Source organism: Helicobacter mesocricetorum (assembly GCF_900198605.1).
In the GTDB taxonomy this organism is placed as follows: Bacteria; Campylobacterota; Campylobacteria; order Campylobacterales; family Helicobacteraceae; genus Helicobacter_D; species Helicobacter_D mesocricetorum.
This window is the reverse complement of sequence record NZ_FZPJ01000016.1, coordinates 23,681-41,968: the sequence shown is the minus strand read 5'-3', so window position 1 is coordinate 41,968 and position 18,288 is coordinate 23,681. Positions and strand designations below refer to the sequence as shown.

General features: G+C 31.2%; 19 protein-coding genes. 8 read left to right on the top strand and 11 right to left on the bottom strand.

Features of this window, described 5'->3' with window-relative positions; translation table 11 throughout:
• Positions 1 to 2 precede the first annotated feature (2 nt).
• Both rnhA and C6H18_RS04770 read right to left on the bottom strand, forming a co-directional pair.
• Complete coding sequence (rnhA, locus tag C6H18_RS04775; RefSeq protein WP_104721967.1) at positions 3 to 431, bottom strand: ribonuclease HI; 429 nt, start codon at positions 429 to 431, stop codon at positions 3 to 5.
• Positions 406 to 1,458 carry a tetratricopeptide repeat protein gene (locus tag C6H18_RS04770; protein WP_104721966.1) on the bottom strand — a complete coding sequence of 351 codons (1,053 nt, stop codon included), beginning with the start codon at positions 1,456 to 1,458 and terminating at the stop codon, positions 406 to 408. Before C6H18_RS04770 ends, rnhA begins: the two co-directional genes overlap by 26 nt.
• A gap of 80 nt (positions 1,459 to 1,538) precedes the next feature.
• Here C6H18_RS04770 and dnaG point away from each other — a divergent pair, with 80 nt between their 5' ends.
• Both dnaG and C6H18_RS04760 read left to right on the top strand, forming a co-directional pair.
• Positions 1,539 to 3,218: a DNA primase gene (gene dnaG, locus C6H18_RS04765; protein ID WP_233704064.1), complete on the top strand. Its 1,680-nt coding sequence runs from the start codon at positions 1,539 to 1,541 to the stop codon at positions 3,216 to 3,218.
• Positions 3,219 to 3,330: 112 nt separating this feature from the next.
• Positions 3,331 to 3,951: a nitroreductase family protein gene (locus C6H18_RS04760; protein WP_104721965.1), complete on the top strand. Its 621-nt coding sequence runs from the start codon at positions 3,331 to 3,333 to the stop codon at positions 3,949 to 3,951.
• A 31-nt stretch (positions 3,952 to 3,982) separates the two neighbouring features.
• Here the strand turns inward: C6H18_RS04760 and C6H18_RS04755 are convergent, their stop codons facing one another.
• From C6H18_RS04755 to C6H18_RS04715, 9 genes are read right to left on the bottom strand one after another with little or no spacing between them, the layout of a single operon-like run.
• Entirely contained in the window at positions 3,983 to 4,561 is a 579-nt protein-coding gene (locus C6H18_RS04755) for a flagellar FLiS export co-chaperone (RefSeq protein WP_104721964.1), read from the bottom strand.
• A 40-nt stretch (positions 4,562 to 4,601) separates the two neighbouring features.
• Positions 4,602 to 4,817 (bottom strand): DUF5408 family protein, encoded by a 216-nt coding sequence (locus tag C6H18_RS04750; protein ID WP_104721963.1) that lies wholly within the window; start codon positions 4,815 to 4,817, stop codon positions 4,602 to 4,604.
• 10 nt (positions 4,818 to 4,827) lie between these two features.
• The gene (locus C6H18_RS04745; protein WP_104721962.1) at positions 4,828 to 5,649 is read right to left on the bottom strand and encodes a metal ABC transporter permease; all 822 of its coding nucleotides are present in this window, start codon (positions 5,647 to 5,649) and stop codon (positions 4,828 to 4,830) included.
• A complete protein-coding gene (locus tag C6H18_RS04740) occupies positions 5,642 to 7,000 on the bottom strand; it encodes an FAD-dependent oxidoreductase (protein ID WP_104721961.1) in 1,359 nt (452 codons plus the stop codon). The genes C6H18_RS04745 and C6H18_RS04740 overlap by 8 nt, the downstream gene beginning before the upstream one ends.
• Positions 7,000 to 7,743 (bottom strand): metal ABC transporter ATP-binding protein, encoded by a 744-nt coding sequence (locus tag C6H18_RS04735; protein ID WP_104721960.1) that lies wholly within the window; start codon positions 7,741 to 7,743, stop codon positions 7,000 to 7,002. The genes C6H18_RS04740 and C6H18_RS04735 overlap by 1 nt, the downstream gene beginning before the upstream one ends.
• Positions 7,733 to 9,085, bottom strand: a complete 1,353-nt coding sequence (locus C6H18_RS04730) for an SH3 domain-containing C40 family peptidase (RefSeq protein WP_104721959.1) — start codon at positions 9,083 to 9,085, stop codon at positions 7,733 to 7,735. Before C6H18_RS04730 ends, C6H18_RS04735 begins: the two co-directional genes overlap by 11 nt.
• Positions 9,079 to 9,420, bottom strand: a complete 342-nt coding sequence (locus tag C6H18_RS04725) for an arsenate reductase family protein (protein ID WP_104721958.1) — start codon at positions 9,418 to 9,420, stop codon at positions 9,079 to 9,081. Before C6H18_RS04725 ends, C6H18_RS04730 begins: the two co-directional genes overlap by 7 nt.
• On the bottom strand, positions 9,420 to 9,743 hold the full coding sequence (locus C6H18_RS04720; protein WP_233704063.1) for a branched-chain amino acid transporter permease: 324 nt from the start codon (positions 9,741 to 9,743) through the stop codon (positions 9,420 to 9,422). Before C6H18_RS04720 ends, C6H18_RS04725 begins: the two co-directional genes overlap by 1 nt.
• Positions 9,736 to 10,416 carry an AzlC family ABC transporter permease gene (locus C6H18_RS04715; protein ID WP_104721957.1) on the bottom strand — a complete coding sequence of 227 codons (681 nt, stop codon included), beginning with the start codon at positions 10,414 to 10,416 and terminating at the stop codon, positions 9,736 to 9,738. Before C6H18_RS04715 ends, C6H18_RS04720 begins: the two co-directional genes overlap by 8 nt.
• Positions 10,417 to 10,551: 135 nt before the next feature.
• On the opposite strand from C6H18_RS04715, the gene C6H18_RS04710 reads away from it, so the two are divergent.
• From C6H18_RS04710 to rpoD, 6 genes are all read left to right on the top strand, one after another.
• A complete protein-coding gene (locus C6H18_RS04710; protein WP_104721956.1) occupies positions 10,552 to 11,718 on the top strand; it encodes a glycosyltransferase in 1,167 nt (388 codons plus the stop codon).
• A gap of 160 nt (positions 11,719 to 11,878) precedes the next feature.
• Positions 11,879 to 12,853 carry a metallophosphoesterase gene (locus C6H18_RS04705; protein WP_233704062.1) on the top strand — a complete coding sequence of 325 codons (975 nt, stop codon included), beginning with the start codon at positions 11,879 to 11,881 and terminating at the stop codon, positions 12,851 to 12,853.
• 67 nt (positions 12,854 to 12,920) lie between these two features.
• On the top strand, positions 12,921 to 15,305 hold the full coding sequence (locus C6H18_RS04700; protein ID WP_104721954.1) for a DUF7494 domain-containing protein: 2,385 nt from the start codon (positions 12,921 to 12,923) through the stop codon (positions 15,303 to 15,305).
• Positions 15,298 to 15,537 carry an exodeoxyribonuclease VII small subunit gene (gene xseB, locus C6H18_RS04695; RefSeq protein WP_233704061.1) on the top strand — a complete coding sequence of 80 codons (240 nt, stop codon included), beginning with the start codon at positions 15,298 to 15,300 and terminating at the stop codon, positions 15,535 to 15,537. The genes C6H18_RS04700 and xseB overlap by 8 nt, the downstream gene beginning before the upstream one ends.
• Before the next feature lie 2 nt (positions 15,538 to 15,539).
• A complete protein-coding gene (locus tag C6H18_RS04690) occupies positions 15,540 to 16,316 on the top strand; it encodes a carbon-nitrogen hydrolase family protein (protein ID WP_104721952.1) in 777 nt (258 codons plus the stop codon).
• Positions 16,317 to 16,410: 94 nt separating this feature from the next.
• Positions 16,411 to 18,258: an RNA polymerase sigma factor RpoD gene (gene rpoD / locus C6H18_RS04685; protein WP_104721951.1), complete on the top strand. Its 1,848-nt coding sequence runs from the start codon at positions 16,411 to 16,413 to the stop codon at positions 18,256 to 18,258.
• The last annotated feature ends 30 nt before the right edge of the window (positions 18,259 to 18,288 follow it).

Below are 18,288 nucleotides of genomic sequence, written 5' to 3'. Positions count from 1 at the left end.
TTTCATCCCTTTTGTTTGATTTTTAATGCTTCTTCTTTAGCAATTTTATCACAAAGCTCATTTTCTTTATGTCCGCTATGCCCCTTTATCCATTGTGTTTGAAGACTATGATGTTTTGAAACTTCTAAATAATGTTTCCAAAGTTCTGGATTTTTGACATTTTTAAAATCTTTTTTAATCCAATTTGGTAGCCATTTAGAGATACCATCTAAAACATATTTTGAATCACTAACTACCAAAACCTCACAAGATTCTTTAAGGGATTGAAGTCCAAAAATAAGTGCAGAGAGTTCCATTTGGTTATTGGTTACATTTTTTGCACCACCGCTTAGAATCTTTTGATGATGCTTATAATGTAAAATAGCGCACCATCCGCCATCTCCAGGGTTTCCTAAAGAAGAACCATCACAAAAAAGAGTAACTTTCTTCATCATATTTTTCTTTGATAAAAACTAAAATTTGCGCAGTTAGCAACTCACCACAATGCGGACAACTCTCAAAGGAAAATGGGCTAATTGCTTTGCAAGAGCTACAAGCATAATTAAATTGTAAATCTCCTTGATAGTTCCTGTATTTGCGTAAGAGACATAAGGATTCTAATTCAAAGGAGATTTTAGCTCCTTTTTGTAAGGGATAATATCCTTTTGCTTGAAATATATCATTTAAGATAGGATTTTTAAAAGCGGTATTAGGAAGTTCATTGCGTTCAAGATTCCATAAAATATCTAAAACTTGAAAAATCTCCTTTTGGGATTTATTTTGAATAATTCTCCAAAAATAAGAGGGGTAGAAGTCTTTAAAGAAGCTTAAAACTAAACGCAACAACTTAGGCTCTTCTTCAATGAGTTTTTCAAGTTTGTCTGGTTTTATTTCTATGGAGTTTTGGTTAGAGATGATAATTTTTGCTTGCAGATAAAGATGATGCCTTTTTGTCTTACCTTCTATTTCTTCTAAACAATCTAAAGCATTAAGCGCATCTTGGTATAATGTAAGCTCTTCATAAATTTTAATAAGGGATTTTAAAATTTTAGGGGAACGTGGATAGTGGTAGAGAATCTCTAAATAAATTTCTTTAGAACGTAGAGGAAAACCAGCTTTATAATAAACATCCCCTAAGTCTTCTAAGATTGGGATTTTATCAATGGGGTTTTTAATGGAATTCAAAAGGGTGTTATAAAGACGAATGGCTTTTTCATATTCTGCACTTTTTTGATAGGTTTTTGCCATAAAGATAAGCGAAGAGGTTGGGTTTGGGTTTAGAGCTAAGAATTCTTTAATTTCTTTATCAAAGCCAATATAATCAAAATTTTTCATAAATTTTAATAGGTTTTGGTGTTGTCTTTTGCTAATTATATAATTCCAATAATAGGCAAAAATACTGATTAATCCTATGCAGAAGATAAGGATTACAATTCCAAAAAGTGGATCTCTATATTCAATACTTTCTAAAAACTCCAAATATAAACCTTAAATAAGTGATTAATCTTTTAATTATAACAAATATTCTATAATAACCTTATCTAAAATTATGGGACTTATTGGCATTGATTACGCAAGAGAGTGTAGAAAATCTTAAAAATCGGCTAGATATTGTAGAGGTTATTTCTCATTATATAGAAGTAAAAAAAATGGGAGCGACCTATAAAGCTTGTTGCCCTTTTCATCAAGAAAAAACGCCAAGCTTTGTTATTAATGCTAATAAGGGATATTATCATTGTTTTGGTTGTGGTGTGAGTGGAGATAGTATCCGATTTGTTATGGAATATGAAAAACTCTCCTATAAGGAAACCCTTGAAAGACTTGCGCAAATTTATAATATTCCCTTAGTCTATACCCAAACCCATAAGCCAAAAGAAGATAATAAAATCTTAGATTTTATGAATGAATATTACCAATCACGGCTTAATGAAGAGGCGAATAATTATATAAAAAAGCGTGGAATCACAGAAAGTATTAGGAAGCTTTTTGAAATAGGTTATGCGCCTAATAATTATGAGATTATGGGGTATTTACAAAAGCATTTTATTTCTTTATCAGAAGCTTTAAATTTGGGAGTGTTAGGAGTAGATAACGAAAATGGGGTTAAACATTATTATGCACGATTAACACAACGGCTAATATTCCCTATTCGCTCACCTCAAAATAAAATTGTAGGCTTTGGGGGAAGGACATTGGGGAATCATCGAGCAAAATACATTAATTCTCCCCAAACAAAGCTTTTTAATAAATCACAACTCCTCTATGGTTACCCTCAAGCTAAAGAAAACATTTATAAAAAAGGGGAAATTATCGTTACAGAGGGATATTTAGATGTAATTATGTTGCACCAAGCAGGTTTTAATAATGCAGTAGCTACTTTAGGGACAGCTTTAACAAAAGAACATTTACCTCTAATTGCCAAAGGTAATCCAAAGGTTATTATTGCCTATGATGGTGATAGTGCAGGGATTAAAGCAGCTTTTAAAGCGGCTATGCTTTTAAGCCTAGCCCAAAAAGAAGGAGGGGTAGTTATTTTTGATAAAGGCTTAGATCCAGCTGATATGGTAAATAATGGAGAAATAGAGCAGTTAAAGGACTTATTGTATAATCCTACTTCTTTGATTGATTTTGTTTTTGGGGAGATTATTGCCCAATATGATTTAAATAATCCTATGCAAAAAGATTCTTGTTTAAAAGAATCTTTAGAGTTTTTACACCAATTATCTTCAGTCCTGCAAGAGGAATACAGAGTATGGTTGGGACAAAAATTGCATTTACCCCTCCATTTAATCCCAGTAAAAACTCATAAAAATAATATAAAACCAACTTCTGAAATCCTCCAAAATAATGAGGATTTTTATACTTTGGTTGAAAAGATTATTATTAAAAGCGTTTTAGAAGATATGGAACTCTTAGAATATGTGATGAATTATTTAGAGACTTCTATGTTTTTTTCTCAAAGGGAGGCTTATGAGAAACTCTTAAAAAAAGATTTAGAAGATTCACAATTAATTGGAATCTTACTTGATGAGCGCATTAAAGCACAAAATAAAGAAAATCTAAAGCGGCAAATGATTATGGTTTTATACAAACATTATGATGAGCAAAGAAAAATACTTATTAAAGATTCAACACTCTCTTTAAGGGAGAAATCATTTTTATTACGAAAATACCAACAATACTTAGAAAATTTGAAAAAAGGTGATTTAATTATTAACGAAAGCTTGCATTCTTTTTAACTAAAAAAATGAGGGATAATAAATTTATACCATTTATCTAAAAAAGGAGATTTTAGAGAGATTTTCTTTAAAGTGGCAAATAGAATACTAGGACATTTATTAAGGAGAAAATATGCAAAAAGAAATTTTTAAAAAAATATTGCAAGAACGTTTTTCGTGCAGAGAGTTCCAAGAAAAACCTTTAAGCAAAGAAGAATTAGATTATATTTTAGAGGCTGGAAGAGTACCTCCTAGTTCTTTGGGGCTTGAACCTTGGAAATTTATTGTTATAGAAGATAGCAAACATAAAAAAGAAATTGCAAAAATTGCAAATTCTCAAAGACATGTTGCAGAGTGTGGAGCTATCATTATTATTACAGCACGATTGGATTTTGGGGAATATTTTATAAAAAAATTGCAATCAAGAAATATGTCACAAGAAGAATTACAAAAACGTATTAATCTTTATAAACCTTTTATCGAAAATATGAATGCTACACAAAAACTTCATTATGCAAGAGAGCAGACTTTTTTAGCCTTAGGGAATTTAGCTAATGCAGCAACTGCACTTAATCTTGGTTCTTGCATTATCGGAGGTTTTGATAATGAGGCTTTAGATAATTATTTAAAGCTTGATGTTACTAAAGAAAAAACTTCTATTATGCTAGTAATAGGGCATAAGGCAACCAATGTAATACCTCAAAAAATTCGTTTTTCTAAAGAAGAAATTGTGGATTTTTCTAAAAATTTATAAGGAATATAAGCTTATAAGTTCTTTTAAAGGTTTAGGAGAATAAACCTTTAAAGGTATCAGCATCAAAATTTTCAAAATCGAAATTTTTGGTTGTTTTATTATTAAAGGGTAAGCTTGCTTTTTCTATGAGATTACTGACTTGTCCTAGTTTTTGTGAAATCTCATCGTGTTTATTGGATAATGCTTGTATAAATGAGGAATTTTCATTCAATAACTGACTAGGTAGAGGTAGAGAAAGGGAAACATTCTCTCCAGCAAGATTCAATGTAAGCTCTTTACCAAAAAGTGTTTCCCCTTTAAACTGCGCATTTTTTGCTGTTGTGTCTAAGAGGTTGATATTTTTAGAATCAATCTCCCCAAGTGTTTTTACTTGAGAACCTAGAGCATTTAAGGTTATATCTGCAATTTGCATAGCACCAATAATTTCATTAGCCCCTTTAATACCATCACTAAATTTGCGAATTTCTAGCACTTGATTAGAGATTGCGGGTAATTCTTGTCTTTCTTGTGATTGTGGTTTTTCTGTGATTTGATCTTGTTTTGTGGCAGTAGGTGCAGTATGTCTAGTTTGTATATTTCCTAATCCATAGGGATTCACCGATGAAAACATTGAAACTCCTTTTAATTTTTAAAAGGGATAAAAGCATTTTTTATTCCATTTTGGAATTATTAGATATTTCTAGTATTTTTTGCTCTAAGATTCTAATGTCTTTTGTGAGATTTGCAGTTGCTGTGATTTGATTAAGAAGAATCCAAAGGCTAAGAAAGGCAAAAATAAGGGTGATAGCGCAGGATATAAGAGCAATTTTTACAGATTTTGAGGCAGTTTTTTGGTATTGATTTATTTCTTTTTGTAAATTATCCATTGTGTTACCTTTAATGTTTTAAAAATCGTTTGCGATATAAGTAGTTTCCTAAAAATAAAATAAAAGATAAAATACAGAGTATAACAACGATACTAGCACCCGCAGCAAAATCATAAAAATAGGCAATTAAGATACCACCAATCATTGCGATAAAAGAAATAATGCTAGAGGCAATCATCATCTTAGCCAAAGAGTTGGTAAAAATTTCACTACAATAAGCAGGAATGCTTAAAAGTGCAATAATAAGAATAAGCCCAACAGAACGCATAGAAATAACAATACCTAAAGCAATGATAATCATTAAAATGATATTAAAAATTTTTGTATTGATTCCTTGTAATTGGGTAAATTCACTATCATAAGAAATGCCAAGGATAATTCTATAATTTAACAAAACAAAACAAAACAAAAAACTACTAAAAATTATCATAGAATAAATATCATTATCTGTGATACTTAAAATACTCCCAAAGAGATACCCCATAAAATCTTTATTGTATCCCGGAGATGATTCGACTAAAATAATTCCTACTGCCATTCCAAAAGCCCAAAGTGAGCCAACTAACGCATCAAATCTATCTTTAGTATAAAGTAACATAACTCCAAGGAAAATAGCGCAAAGAATACTAAAAAAAGCTGTCCCAATAATAATTGGAAACCCTAAAAAAATCGCAATTCCAACTCCTCCATAGAGACTATGAGCAATGCCTCCTGCAAGAAATACCATACGATTAGTAACCACCAAAGTCCCAATAACGCCACAAATAATGCTTATCCAAAATGCCCCAATAAGAGCATGTTGTGTAAAAGTATATTGCAAGATATCAATCAAGCACCCACTCCAAACTCTCTTCCTTTAATTCTTCTTTAATTTTATCCATTTTAATTTCTTTATTAAGATATTCTACAATCTCTAGCATATCCACAAGGGCATTTTTAATACAGCTTGTAGCACCCGGACTTGGCGTCATATTAAAGGTAACGCCTTTATTGCTTTTAATTTTTTTCTCGCCAAAAATAAGCTTTTTTTGTGTTTTATCAAGCACTTGAGGTCTAATACCCCCAAAACCCTTCGCATAAGAGAGTTCGTGAAGTTGGATAGAGGGGATAATCTTTTTAGCTTCTTCCCAAAAATATTTTCGTCCAATACTTGGAATCTCATAAATAAAATTTCGTAAAATATAATTTCTAATCTCCTTATCAGAAAACAAATCCCACATAATTTTTGCCGTAGAGAATTCTCCAAACCCTGATACTTTAAGAAATTCTAAAAAAGTACCACTTTTGAAACGTTCAAGTTTAGGTAAAGAAAGCGCAGTAGGACCTAATCTTGTTTTACCCGTAGCAATAATATCTGGATCTCCATGAATTGCGGCAAAAGGAAGTTTAGGGTTTTGAACGGTATAAACTTTTCCTTGCAGTTTGTTACCGGGTATAAAATAAAAGCTACCAGAGATGGGTAAGCAACCTAAATCTAATCCATATCCCATATTTTGGGCTAAAAATAATGAATGTGCGCCTGCATTTACTAAAACAAAAGACGCTGTAATGGGAGATTGTCCGGGGGCTTTAAGCGTGTAAGCCCCATCTCCTTGCTCAATAATATCTGTAACTTTAAAATTGCAAATTAATTTATGTTCTCCAAAAAGGCTTTGTTCTATCATATGATTTGATACAGCGTGAAAATTCATTGCGCAAAAGGCTTTTCTCGATCCAGAACCTACAATATCTTCGGGTCTATCACTCCCATCAAGCATTTTAACAACATTAGGCTCTATTTCTCTTAAGGTATCTTTAGTAAAAAATTCTAAATCTGGAAAAATATCTTTGAATTCTTCGTGCCGTTTTTTCATAAATTCTACCTCTTCATCTCCCACACCAATTGCCATTTTTTGGTATTCAAAAATGCTTTTATTTTGTAAATTATGAAAAAGCGCATAAGAAACTAAAAGGTCTGCATCTCGCGCTACTTTTTTAGCCTTTTCAAAAGGATAATTTGTTTCAATATCTCCTGCGTGGATAGTTTGGGAGTTATTGTTACCGCTTGAGCTAAGTGTTGCAGGTTCTGAATATTTTTCTAATAATATAACTCTTTTGATATTTGTGTAATGTGTTAAAGCATAAAATAATGCACTTCCAGAAATTCCAGCTCCTATGATTGCTACATCATATGAATTATTCATTAATTACCTCCTAAATTTTTTGAATGTTGTAATTCCATTAACATTTCTACTTCACAAAAATGTTCATTTTGATGAATTTGTTTTAAATGGTTAATATCGTGAGATTTGATACTTTGATTAACATATAAAACTTCTCTAGCATAACCTAACAAAACAGAAACATCGTGACTAATTATGATTACAGTCTTTTCTTGATTAATTTTTTGCAATAAATCATAAATCTCTTTTTGATTTTTTGGATCAATACTTGCTGTTGGTTCATCTAAAATTAAAAGATTAGGATTTCCACATAATGCTCTTGCAATAAGAATCCGTTGCCTTTGCCCACCAGAGAGTTCTCCAATTTTTTTATTAGCATAAGATTGCAAGTGAAACTGCTCCAAAAGATTTAAGGCTGTCTCTTTAGCATTTTTAGGCAAGAATCCTCCAAAAAAATTAGATTTTAAAAATCCCATCATCACAACCTCTAAAGCAGTGATTGGAAAGTGGCGATTGAAGAAAGTATTTTGTGGGACATAACCAATTTTTAAGCTAGAATCTTTAACGATACTACCTTCTGTTGGATTCAATAATCCCACCAAAAGACGCGCTAAAGTGCTTTTTCCACCACCATTTGGTCCAATGATAGCCCAAAAATCACCTTCTTTAATTACCCAATCCACATTATACAAAATTCGTTCTTTGGTAAAATAAAATTTAACATTTTTACATTCAATTATTTTTTTGGAGTTACTATTTTGCATTTTTTAATTCATTTTCATCAAAAAGGTTTCGCATTCCACTGATACGATTTATGAGTAAGGAATTTTGTGAAATAGTTTCTACACCCTTACCAATATCAAGGGGAGTGATAATAATTTTTCCTAATATTTTTCTCCCTTCTTTCTCATTTTGTAATGTTCTTAATCCCCAAATATCGTGAATTGCTAAAATTTCATCATTAAAAACTCCAAGATAAAGCATAATATGTCCTTTCATACCAAGCAAGGTCGCAAAGGGAATGCCATTCTCTTTTAAAAAATCTACTTTCTCTTGAGGTGTTTTTTGTGATAAATCTACATATAAGTAGCGATCTTGAAAGTCTTTTTGTTTAATTTGTGCTTGAGAGTTTCTTGATAAATAAAAGCCAAAGTTTCCTAAAGTATCGTGCAAAAACATCGAACAATCCCGATTGCCAAACATTCCTCCCCAACCATATTTTTCACCAACAATATCTTGTGTAAGATACGCATAATTGACTGAAGAAAAGGGCATAGGGAATTTTGTAAAATTTTTTACAGGTAGGTGAGTTTTAACAGCTTTTGCGTAACCACTGGAGGTGCGGATAAAAAAGAGACTTTCATAAGTTTTTTTTGTGCTTCCAATAAGGGGCAAAAGCATTCCAATTCTAGCAGATTCTAAGAAAACATTATTAGAACTTCTTATGGGGGCATAATCTTTTTTGGTTACAAGAAAATCTTTAGTGCTTTCTAAAAGCCGTATTTGGTCGGGCTTTAATAAAGCAATATCCAAAATACTCACCCAGCCACTCACAAATCCGCTCTCTACAAAAGCCCATTCTTTTGATTGTGAATAATGCGTGATTAGAATAGGTGTTCCTGCATAAATGGAGGAATTCTGCCAAGTATCAAAAGGGAATCCTTCTCCGGGTAATTTGGGGTCTAAAAAACGTGGTTTATGTGTTGGGATAACCCTTAAATTTGTAGAACGCGTGATAATTGCAGGTTTTTTTGCGTTAGGAAAGTTTTCTAGATTCATCTCTTGTTTGATATTATCAAGAAAATCCGTGGTATAAGGAAGGAGATTTTCGCCAAATCCCCTATTAGCATAAGCAGCTGTTAAACCCCATTGTATATCTAAAACATTGAGTTGTGGCTCTTGATTAAAAGGTAGGAAAAAATTTTTTAAATAATGCTTTTTAAGTTTTGCGCTATCTTTAAAAACTCGAGTATCTTTTGCATAAAGTGTTAAATCTTGTTTAGGAAGCGATAAATCTATTTCTGCTGGAGTAGGAGTTATTTGCGCACAACCTAGCAAGATAAATAAAAGAAAAATAAAACTGCTAAGTTGTATGGTTTTTACCATTGTGTCTCCTTGTATTGTTGGCTATCAAAACCTATGAGTATTTTATTTTTTGTTTCTACTATGGGTCTTTTAATAAGCATAGGCTCTTTTAAGAGATAGTTTTCAATAGATTGTAGGGTTAAAATTTCATCTTTTAGCTTTAATTTTTTGTAAGTCATTCCCCTTTTGTTTAAGAGTGATTCTAGGGAATTTTTTTCTGCCCATTCTCGTATTTGCTTTAAGTTTGGTGGTGTCTTTTTAAAGTCAATAAATTCATAATCTATTTTATGCTGAATAAAGAAATCTATTGCTTTTTTAACACTGCCACAATTTTTAATTCCATAAATTTTAACCATTAGAAAATCCTTATTATCAAAAGGTAAAAAATAATTCCTGAAAATATACTCAAAACAGAATTTTTAAACAATAAAAAACAAAAAATTGCGCACAAAATTCCACTAATTTCATAGATTCCATAAGTTTGCTCCCACGCAATATCTTTAAGGGTAAAAAAGACCAAAAGTGTCATAATTAATAAAGGCATAGTATCTTGTAAATATTTCAAAAGCGGACTATTGACTTTATCTTTTAAGAGAAAAAAGGGTAAAAATCTTGTTATGGCTGTTCCTAAAGAAGCAAAAAAGATAGCTCCAAGAATATAAAGTGTCTGATTATCCACGATCAATCCATTTTTTACCAAAAAGTAAGCAAAAGATACCGCAGAGCAAACTAAAAAGTAAAAACTGCTCACTTGGAAATACAAATAAGCCTATTATCCCAATAACTAAGGCAATAATGAAAGGTATTTTGTTAGGAGAATTTTGTAAAAGTGATAATGTTAATACGCTAAAGAGTGCTGTAAGAGAGAATTCTATGCCCTTTGGGGTAAATTCTAATTGCTTACCTATAAATATTCCTAACCCACAACCTATAACCCAATAAATATGGTTTAAAAAAGTGATATATATGTAATTTTTTTGCAATTCTCTAAGGGAGAAGTTTTGTTCTTGTTGGTGAGTTTTTAAGAGAGCAAAAGTCTCATCGGTTAGCCCAAAGAGAATGTAATACTTACCTAAACCAAAATTCTTAATTTCTTGAGTAATGGCAAGGGAGTAAAACATATGGCGAATATTTAACAAAAAAGAAGCTATTCCAATCTCTAACAATCCAGCATTAATAGAAAGGAGTGAAGTTAGTAAAAATTGTCCTGCGCCTGTAAAAACAAAAATAGCAATTAAGATTCCAAAATACCATTTTATTTCTAGTGTAGAAAAAAGAATGCCAAAGGCAATACCAAGAGGTAAATAAGCTATTAAAACAGGTAGTGTTTGCAAGAAGCTTTTAAAGAACATATTTCTCAATCTCTTAGATATTAAAGTTTCGCAAATTATAACAAAATTATTGAGAAGAATGGGTTGTGTTATAATTTAGAAGTATTTTTGGCTTAGTTTATGAAAGCATAAATTTAAATTTTAAGAGGCTTATTAATGAAAAAATATAAGTTTGGAATCTTGCTTGCTGCAACGAGTGATTCTCATTTTACTTTAGGCACAATGATTGTTAATTTAAAAGACAAAATGCAAGATTATATTGAAGTGTTTTATGTGATTTCTAATGAGCTTTCTTTAGAATACAAACAAAGTATTTGCAAAGTAGCAGGGAATAGTGCAGTAGTCTTTTTAAAATTTACTTATGAAGATTTTATAAATAATCTTAAGAACTCTAGCCAAACACCGATAAAATTACACTCTAATAATTCCTTTTTGAATCGTTGGACTTATATGGCTTATGCTTGTTTTGAAGCGTTTAAATATTTAGAGGAATGCGAGTGCATTGTTTATTTGGATTTTGATATTTTAGTTTTGAAGCCTTTTGAGGAATTCGCAAACTTAAGGAATAAAGGCTATGTGCTAGCAGCTAGAAAAGGAAAAACAAGTATAAAGCATACCTTAAAGGCTTATAAAGGAGAATTTGCACAAGAATGCGTGTATCAAACACCTATTATTGTCTTTAATGATACCTTGAAAAATCCTTTGAAATATTATCATTTTATTTATTCTTTTAGCACAGAAAATCCCTTGAATATCAATGATCAAGGTGTTTTTTCTTTGTTGTGTTTTAAAGAAAAGTTATTAGTTTTTGATTTAAAAAATAAATATACAGGAAGTGTGTGTTGGATTAAAAATGATAATCCCTCTATGATTCACGCTTATGGCAAAAATAATCGTTTTTGGAATAATGAACTGTGTAATAGGATTTGGAAAGAATGGAATGAATATTACCGAATATGGCTAGATAATGGAGGTGGTAAATACCAAGGAGGAATTACAACTAAAACAACTTATGGTTATGAGAGGATTAGGCTTCATTTAGAATATAAATTAGGTTATGCGATGATAGAGTGTTCTAAAAACCTCCAAGGGTATTTGAAATTTATTTTTGTGGTAGTCAATATCATTAAACAACACAAACAAGCCTTAAGAGAATATAAAGCCAAAGTAAAAGCCCACAAGCACTTAAGCCTTCCTACTTTAAAAACTTATCAAGACTATGCAATAGCCTTACAAGAGAAGCAAAGCATTCCTTATAGATTGGGTAGTATCTTGGAATTTTTAAACTCATTTAGCAAATTAGAGTTGTTTATCGCCAAATAAAGGATAAAAATTTATGAAAAATCTATTCCCTTTCTTAGCCTTAATAGTTTTTTTAATAATGCACCTTAGCATTTATTTTTTGTTCTTTAAAAGAATGATAAAGACAAGATTCCCCCTCTTGCTTTTAAAATATTTTTTAATTTTCAATTTTTTAGGAATTTTGTGTTATTTTTGGGGTCGTTATTATTTCAATATGCCTCTAACTCTCTATTTTCTAGCTTCTTTATCTATTGGTGTAGCCTTTGTTTTATTTGTTGTTACCCTTATTTATCAACCCTTATCTCTAATTCCTTATTTTAATAAGAAGCGAAGAGGATTTTTTAAAAATATTATCAATGCAGGAAGTGGAATCTTTGCGGGTGGATATTTAAGCTGGGGTATTATTGAGGGAGGGTTAAAGCCTAAGGTGGAAGTTATAGAACTTCCATTATTGAAGTTGCCTGCACCTTTTAGTGCTGTGCAAATTAGTGATTTACACATTGGAGGATTGATAGAAAAAAATGCTGTAAGGGAGATTGTTCAACAAACTAATACATTGAAGCCAGATGTTATATTCCTTACAGGAGATATTATAGATGCTGAAATTTCTAGGGTTTCAGAAGCACTTCAAGAATTATCCAATTTACAAGCTCCACTTGGTATTTATTTTGTCCCTGGTAATCACGAATATTTTCATAATATTGGGGAGTTATTAGGTGCTATTCGTTCAATGGGGATAAAAATTTTAGAAAACGAAAATATTCTTTTAGAAAAAAATGGAGAAAACTTGATTAATCTCGCAGGTGTCTATGATTTATTTGGTAGAAGAGTAGGGGTTTTAGAGCCTAATTTAGAAGATGCCCTAAAAGATAGAGAAGAATCTTTGCCAACTATTCTCCTGGCGCATCAACCTAAGTTTATCCTTGAAATAGAAGAGAAAAATCAAGTAGATTTAGTTTTAAGCGGACATACACACGGCGGTCAAATTTTCCCCTTTGCCTTTTTAGTAACTTTAGACCAACCTTATTTAGCTGGACTTTATCAACATAATACAAGAACACAAATCTATGTAAATCGTGGAACAGGCTTTTGGGGTCCTCCTATGAGAATCTTAGCAAGGGCTGAAATTACTTATTTTAAATTTTTAACAGCTTAGGGAAGTTTGATAAGAATTTTAGAGCAAAAAAAGTATAATGTTTAGAATTTAAAAAATTTGGAAGTATATGAAGCGAAAAATTATCCTTATTTTTTTGTATTTTTGTGGTTTAAAATTAGCATTTGGATTAGAAATTTATATCAATAGTGGCAGAGAAAATAACAAAAATTTTGCGGTTTTAAATATTGTGAATGATAAGCCTTTTTTATGTCAAGAGACTTTAAATAGAAAATCTGAAATAGAAAGCATTGTATGTGAAATTGATGAAAAATTAATATCAAGGGTTTCAAATAGCAATACTTTATTTTTTAAAATCGAACCTGAAGTGCAAGAAAAAACTTTTTATCTACGCATCACTCCTGTAAGAAAAATCAAGCTTTTTAACACAGCTTTTAGTATTAATGCGCCTTATCCTATTCCTTTAGAGGATAATGTAAAGTCTAAGAGATGGCAGATTATTGGCTATGAAGATACTTTGCCGTTTTTGGATGATAAACCAAGTGAAGGCTTAAATTTTCCTATTACTTTTAATGATATTATCGGCTATCCAAGTATCGGTGTTTTAGATATTAGAATGTCTCCTATGAATGATAATGTAAGGGGTGCTGATAGAGATTCCTTTTTAAAAATCCGCTCTTTAGTGGCTAATAAATCCTATAAGGAAGCTTTGGTAGTTATTGATGAAATGTCCTCTTTATTTCCCAATACAATCTTTAAACGCGATATTTCGTATTTAAAGATTTTAGCCTTAGATGGCTTAGCAAGTGAAGAAAATTATGAAGATATTATTACACTTGCTAAGGCTTGGCAGAATGCTTACCCAACAGATATTCATATTTCAGAGATTTTATATATTATCGCTAAGACTTATGCGAAGATGAATTTTTTTGAGGAGGCTAGTTATTACTATAAACGATTATTTGATGAATACAAAGGCGATCAATTTGAGCTTTTAGGACGATTGGATTATGGAAAGAATCTTTATCTAAGGGGGGAGAGGAAGCTAGTATTAGAACTTTATCAATCAGTGCTTAATCAAACGCAAAATTTAGATATTGCCTCTTTAGCTTCTATTGCTTTAGGAGAATATTATAGGGATATGGATAAAGAAGAAGCCCAAAAATATCTTCAAAATGTTTTACAAGCTAATCCAACCTTTTTCCAAAAGGATATTCCAACCTATTACAATATGATGAAGCAATGGGCAGAGAATGGTATTTATAAGACTACGGCAGAAGTAACAGAAACAATGCTCCTAACACTTGATGAAGATTCTCCAGAATATCAAGAAATGCTTAAAGATGTGGCTATGTGGTATGATAAATCAGAGAATTTTCCTAAAGCGCATCACTATTATCAACTTTTATTACAAACTCTCAAAGACCCCAGTGAAGAGAAAGAAATTCAGAAATTAGATGATATTTTACTTTTAAAATATGATGAAGATGATGCACAAAAACGTTTAGAACATTATGAATATGTCCTTCAAAACTATCAAGGTAAGGAAGAAGCTACGAGGGCATTAGAAAAAAAGATAGAAACTTTATTAGGCGAAAAGAGGTATGAAGAAATTTTTGCCCTGCGCAATGACTTAGAAGAAAATAATCCATTGTTATTAGCGGCTGTTGGTGCTTTAACTCAGGATGCTTTATCCCATAGTGATTGTAAAAGTGCTGCTTATTATGGTAATTTGTATGCAGAAAAGATTCCACTTCAAGAAGGTGAGAAATTTAATTTATTGCAATGCCTTTATCAAAATCAACAATATATCCCTGCTCGAAGAATTGCACAAGAAGAATTGCAAAAAATTACTAAAACAGAAGATAAAGAAAAATGGCTTTATTATTTAGGATGGGTGGAGTATCAGCTACAAAACTATCCCAAAGCAGCCCTTGCTTCAAGAGATGCTCTTAATCTCCTAACTCAAGAAGAATATAATGATATTGTATGGGTGTTATTTATGGCTTTAAATCAAGAAAAACGCAAAGAGGAGGCTTTTAATCTCTTGCCAATTTTAGAAGAAAAATTAAAAGATAGTAATAAAATGATTGAAGTCTATCGTATTGTTTTACTTGATGCACTTGAAAGAAAAGATGATACAGCTATTAAAATCTATGCTCAAAAAATCATTGATTTACAAAATAAATACCAACATTATGAATATTCGCCTTGGGTTGAATTAAGTTTAGCAGAAGCACTTAATCGGGAAGAGAAGTTTGAAGAATCTTTGCAGTTGCTTGTATCGGCTTTAAAATATACTTCAAAGCCACAAGAAAAAATACAAATCCATTATTTGCAAGGTTATTTAAATCACAAATTAAATAAGATTCCAGAAGCCATACAAGCTTATGGAGAATGTGAATCTATTGATATTCAATCCCCTTGGAAGAATCTTTGCATTGATGCAAAAAAGCTTTTAGAAAATGAAACAGCAGAGAAACAAAATGAATAAAAAAATAAAAAATGACGATATTAAAAAAGATAGCTTTGAAAATTATTTGACGATTGTTCAACAATATATTGAAAAGCTAAGTGATGAAGATATAACCTTGCATCAGAGTATGGAGTTTTATAAAGAAGGAATGCAAACTTTAAAAAAAGCACAAAAAATGCTTGAAGATGCAAAGATACAATGTCAAGAGTTAAAAGCGCAATTTGATAAGCAAATTGATAAAAAGGAATAATAATGAAAGTTGCTGCACTTCAACTCTCAACCTTTAAAGGTGAAAGTGAAATAAAATCTTATCTGCAGACTGCTTTAGAACAAAAAGCAAAAGTGATTTTATTGGGGGAATATTTATTAAGCCCATTTTTTAAAAAATTTGAAAATGCAAAGAAAAGCTTACTTATTGATACTATACAATCAAATAATGAGCAATTGATAAAAATTTCTAACTTTTATGCCCTTACCATAGTAACGCCAATGTTTGAAGTGGTGGGAAATAAAATCTATAAATCTATAGCCATTATCAATAAAGGAAAGACACTCTTTTATAGGGCGCAGAGATTGATGCCCTATGAACATTGGAATGAAGCAAAATTTTTTGCCAATACTCTTCCTAAAAATATCAAAATTCCTCCCGTCTTTAGTATGGGTGGATTAAAATTTTCTATTTTATTTGGTTATGAGTTGCATTTTGATGAATTTTGGTTGCAATTTAAGATTCATCAAGTCGATTGTGTTTTACTTCCTAGTGCTTCTACTTTTGATTCCTCTTTGCGTTGGAGGAGTATTATTAAAATGCGTGCTTTTTTAAATAATTGTTATATTTTAAGAGCTAATCGTATAGGACAATATCAAGATGAAATAACACAAACTCTATGGAATTTTTATGGGGATTCTTTATTGGTAAATCCTAATGGCGAGGTTATAGATTGCTTAGGAGATAGAGAGGAATTATTAATCGTTAGTTTGGATAAAAAATATTTGAAACAAATTAAAGAATGTTGGCAATTTCGTTAAAAATTGGGAAAAATATTCTTAATAAAGTTTTAAATAAATTTATGTATAATCCAGCACTTTTCAGAAATCATATATACTGCTTTTGGAGTTTGCTATGTCTGCAAAAAATGTTAATCAACAACTTGATGAGTTATTTAAAAATGCAACAAAATATATTTCTTATGAAAAAGTTGCACAAGTTTTAGGTAAATTACCAACAGCTGCTCAAGCCAAAAGGGTAGTGGAATTAGCTAAAAAATACAATAAGCAATTAATGTCTGCTTCAGAGGTTGCAAAACTCCTTAATCAAGATGAAGCAAAAAAGATCAAAGAAGAAAAAAAACGACTTTTAGATGAAGAATTAGAAGAAGAATTTGATTTTATGAAAGAGCGAGAGCTATTAGAGTGGAGTCGCAGTGATAGCCCTGTAAGGATGTATTTAAGGGAAATGGGGCAGATTCAGCTTTTAACACGAGAAGATGAAGTGGAGCTTAGTAAAAACATAGAATTAGGCGAAAATATTATTTTAGATGCGATTTGTTCCGTGCCTTATTTAATTGATTTTATTTTAGATTATAAAGAAGCCCTAATCAATCGAGAAAGAAGAGTTAAAGAGCTTTTTAAAAGCTTTGATGATGAGGAATCAGAAGAGGGTGATGAAGAGGAGGAAGAAATAGAAGAAGATGAGGAAGGGGGAGAGATAAAAAAGCCTATTAGCAAAAAAGATCAAAAAAGAATTGAAAATGTTCTAGTGAGTTTTAAAGCTTTAGAAAAAGCCAAAAAAGATTGGTTAAAAACTTGGGAACAAAGCAATGAAGAAACCAGCAATAATGATATGCTTTTTCTTCTGATTTTAGCCCATAAAAAACAATTTTTAAAAGAAAAATTATTAGATTTAGGACCTACTAGTAAATTAATCAATGAGCTTGTAAAAGCAATGGAAAATACTATCAAAAGCGATGAAGGGTTTGAGAGAGAGTTGAAACGTTTAGAATATCGTCTGCCACTTTTTAATGACTTATTACTCAATAATCATAAAAAAATCTTAGATAATATTATACAAATGAGTAAAGCAGAAATTACAGCATCTGTGCCTGAAACCACAATGGTTTCTACTTATATGGAGATAAAAAAACTCTTTCAAACTAAAGTAGCAAGTGAGGGGAGTTTTGATTTAGAGCCAGAAAAACTTAAGCAGATTTTAGAACAGATTAAACGAGGAAAAGATATTGCCGATAAAGCAAAAACGAAAATGGCAAAGTCTAATTTGCGATTAGTGGTAAGTATTGCTAAACGTTACACCAATCGTGGATTACCTTTTTTGGATTTGATTCAAGAGGGGAACATAGGACTTATGAAAGCTGTTGATAAGTTTGAATATAAAAAGGGTTATAAATTTTCTACCTATGCCACTTGGTGGATTAGACAAGCTATCTCAAGAGCAATCGCCGATCAAGCTCGAACTATCAGGATACCTATCCATATGATTGAAACCATTAATCGCATCAATAAAATTATGCGTAAATTCTTACAAGAAGAGGGCAAAGAGCCAGATATTGAAAAAATAGCAGAAGAAGTTGGGCTTCCTGTGGATAAGGTTAAAAATGTTATTAAAATCACTAAAGAACCCATTAGTCTTGAATCCCCTATTGGTAATGGAGAAGATGGAAAATTTGGAGATTTTGTTGAGGATAAGACTTTAGCAGGACCTATGGAGCAGATTTTAAAAGAAGATTTAAAGTCTCAGATTGATGATGTCTTAGACCAACTTAATGAGAGAGAAAAGGCTGTTATTCGTATGCGATTTGGACTTTTAGAAGATGAGTCTGATAGAACCTTAGAAGAAATTGGGAAAGAACTCAATGTAACAAGGGAGAGGGTAAGACAAATAGAATCTAGCGCCATAAAAAAACTTAAGCACCCAAAAGTAGGAAGAAAGCTTAAAAATTATATTGAGGATTAAAAAGAATTTTTGAGGCTATTCCTAAAGTCT